Raw genomic sequence first — 3185 nt, 5'->3', positions numbered from 1 at the left:
GCGCGACCCCCCATCCCAAGCCGCTCGACGTCGACGACCTGATCGTCTGGGTCGCTTTCGGCGTCATCCTCGGGGGGCGCATCGGCTATGATCGCGTCCGAGCCGGGCCGCTCGAACGCGCCGGCGAGCGTCACGCCGTCATGTTCGGAGATGGCCCGAACCAGCGCGCGGCCCATCCGGCCGGCCGCTCCGGCGACGATCAGGCGCATGGCTGTCATGGGGGAACTCCAGGCGGTGTCAGCGTGCGCTTGGGCTATATCAGCGGCGTTCCCCCTCAGGAAGCCAGCCCGGCTCGGTTGATGCAGGACAAGGCGCCGGCGCCGCGTTCACAGCCATTTTCTTGCGGCCTTCTGTCGCTTTCGCGGCTTCAGAACGGGACATTTGGGCCTAGAATGATTATCAAGTGCGCGGGAAGAGACGCCAATGGCTTATGACGACGTTTTCCAACGCGCGGTCGAGCAGCTCCATGCCGAGAGGCGCTACCGGGTCTTCGCCGACCTGGAGCGACGGGTAGGGGATTTCCCGCGCGCCACCTGGCACGCGCCCGATGGGCCGCGCGACGTCGTGGTGTGGTGCTCCAATGATTATCTCGGGATGGGCCAGCACCCCAAGGTCCTCGCGGCTCTGACCGACACCGCGACGCGGGTCGGCGCGGGCGCGGGCGGCACGCGGAACATCGCCGGCACGAACCATCCGCTCGTCCTGCTGGAGCAGGAGCTCGCTGACCTTCACGGCAAGGAGGCGGGGCTGGTCTTCACGTCGGGCTACGTCTCGAACGAGGCGTCGATCTCGACGATCGCGCGGCTTCTGCCGAACTGCCTGATCCTGTCCGACGCCCTCAACCACGCCTCGATGATCGCCGGCATGCGCGGATCGGGCTGCGCGCGGAAGGTGTTCCGCCACAACGACCTCGACGATCTGGAACGGCTCCTCCAGGAGGCCGGCCACGAGCGTCCCAAGATCATCGCCTTCGAGAGCGTCTACTCGATGGACGGCGACGTCGCGCCGATCGCGGCGATCTGCGACCTCGCCGAGCGCTACAACGCCATGACCTATCTGGATGAGGTCCACGCGGTCGGAATGTACGGCCCGCGGGGCGGCGGAATCGCCGAGCGCGAGGGCGTGATGCATCGCGTGGACATCATCGAGGGAACGCTCGCCAAGGGTTTTGGCGTGATCGGCGGCTATGTGACCGCCTCCAAGCCGGTGATCGACGCGATCCGCTCCTATGCGCCCGGCTTCATCTTCACGACCGCCATGCCGCCCGCGATCGCGGCGGCAGCGCGCGCCTCGGTCCAGCACCTCAAGAGCTCGCAGGTCGAACGGGACCGGCACCAGCGCCAGTCGATGCAGACCAAGATCGCGCTCGCCGCGCGCGGCCTGCCGGTGATGCCCTCCGAGACCCACATCGTGCCGGTGCTGGTCGGTTGTCCCGAGAAGGCCAAGGCCGCGACCGACATGCTGCTGACGGATCACGGCATCTACATCCAGCCGATCAACTATCCGACGGTCCCCCGGGGAACGGAGCGGCTGCGCATCTCGCCTTCGCCCGCGCATGACGACGCGCTGATCCGCGACCTCGCCCGCGCGCTCGACGCCGTGTGGAGCAAGCTCGACCTGCCGCGCCGGTACGAGGCCATCGCGGCCGAGTAGCCCGCGTCGGAGCCTCGGCGCAGCTGCCGATACGTTCGTCTAGCTGAAGGAACCTGCCTTCGCCCCGGCAGGTTGGTCTCGTGAGCGCGCGGATCGCGCCGCCGCCGCGGACTCAGGTGTGGAGTTGGGCCCAGAATGAATCCCCTTGCAGGAACGCCGTTCGCGCTCTGGATCACCGGCATGATGATCTGGACCGAAATGCTCGCGAAGGCCGCGCAGCGCAGCGACCACAGCTGACCCGGCGGGTCGCGATCGCCGCCTTTCAGCGGTGATCTTCTCGCTGACCGCCGATCCATGTGGCGGTGACCTCGAGATCCTCGTCGAGCGCCACAAGGTCCGCGGCGTAGCCGGCGGCCACGAGGCCGAGCTTCCCCTCCAGACCCAGGAAACGCGCCGGCGTGCGCGAGGCCATCGCGAGAGCGTCGGCGAGGGGCGCGCCCAGGACGCACACGGCGTTGCGCACCGCGGTGGCCATGTCGAGGTCCGAGCCCGCGAGCGTTCCGTCCTCGGTCGTGAGGCGGCCGCCGGCACGAAGGATCCGCCGCCCCTGCAGGATGAACTCCGTCATTCCTGCGCCCACCGTCGACATCGCGTCGGTGACCAGCATCGTCCGCTCCGGCCCCTTGGCGGCGATCGCCGCCCGGAGCGAGGGGGCCGCCACGTGGTGCAGGTCAGCGATCACGCCGCAGAACGTGCTTCGCTCGCTCAGCGCGGCCCCGACTGGCCCCGGCGCACGCCCCGCCATGGGCGGCATGGCGTTGAACAGGTGCGTATAGCCCGTGAGGCCTTCGGCCAGAGCCCGCTCGAGCTCTTCGGCGGTCGCCTCGGTATGGCCGGCGGATATCCGGAGGCCGGCGCTCGACAGGCGTGAGATCGAGCCCGCGGGCACGCGTTCCGGCGCGAGCGTCACCAGGATCACGCCTGCGGCGGCGGAGGTCAGCAGGGCGATGTCCGCTTCATCGGGCGCGCGCATGAAGGCCGGGTCGTGAACGCCCTTGCGCGCCGGGTTGAGGAACGGGCCCTCGAGATGGACGCCGAGGATTCCGGGCGTCTTCGCGGCGATCGCCGCTTCCGCGGCATGGAGCGCCGCGGCCATCTTCTCCCGGGCGTCGGTGATCAGCGTCGGCAGCAGGCCTGTGGTCCCATAGCGGCGATGCGCCGCCGCGATGGTGGCCATCGCGGCGGGGGACGGATCGTCGTTCAGCAGAACGCCTCCGCCGCCATTGACCTGCACGTCGATGAAGCCTGGCGCCAGCAGGCCCGGCACGATCTCGACCGATGCGTCCGAGGGGACCTCGCTGGCGGGCGTCACGCCGGCGATCCGCTCGCCTGCGATCAGGACCGCGCAGCCGTCGCGGAAGCCTTCGCCATCGAACAGCCGGTCGGGCCGAAGAGCTGTGAGCCTCATGCCGCGCTCCTTCGGGCGAGCGCGAGCCAGCCTTCGGTGGCGGCCACCACCATCACGCTCGCGGCGATCGTCCTGAAGTTCATGCGTGTCCTCCCAAGAGCGCGGGGGTTTTCCCCCGTCGTTC

The 3185-nt window shown here is 69.5% G+C and carries 2 protein-coding genes and 1 pseudogene; 1 reads left to right on the top strand and 2 read right to left on the bottom strand.

Annotation, left to right across the window (positions count from 1 at the left end; genetic code table 11):
• Positions 1 to 218, bottom strand: a pseudogene (locus tag ACIKT0_RS15810) (hypothetical protein); the annotation flags it as partial.
• A gap of 205 nt (positions 219 to 423) precedes the next feature.
• On the opposite strand from ACIKT0_RS15810, the gene hemA reads away from it, so the two are divergent.
• Positions 424 to 1653, top strand: a complete 1230-nt coding sequence (gene hemA, locus ACIKT0_RS15805) for a 5-aminolevulinate synthase (RefSeq protein WP_407106297.1) — start codon at positions 424 to 426, stop codon at positions 1651 to 1653.
• 262 nt (positions 1654 to 1915) lie between these two features.
• Here hemA and nagA read toward each other — a convergent pair whose 3' ends face one another.
• Positions 1916 to 3061 (bottom strand): N-acetylglucosamine-6-phosphate deacetylase, encoded by a 1146-nt coding sequence (gene nagA, locus ACIKT0_RS15800; protein WP_407106295.1) that lies wholly within the window; start codon positions 3059 to 3061, stop codon positions 1916 to 1918.
• Between the last annotated feature and the right edge of the window lie 124 nt (positions 3062 to 3185).

Origin of the sequence: Hansschlegelia beijingensis, from assembly GCF_045505405.1 — a bacterium.
GTDB lineage: Bacteria > Pseudomonadota > Alphaproteobacteria > Rhizobiales > Methylopilaceae > Methylopila > Methylopila beijingensis_A.
The sequence above is the reverse complement of the archived record's forward strand: the minus strand, read 5'-3'. Positions and strand labels throughout refer to the sequence as shown.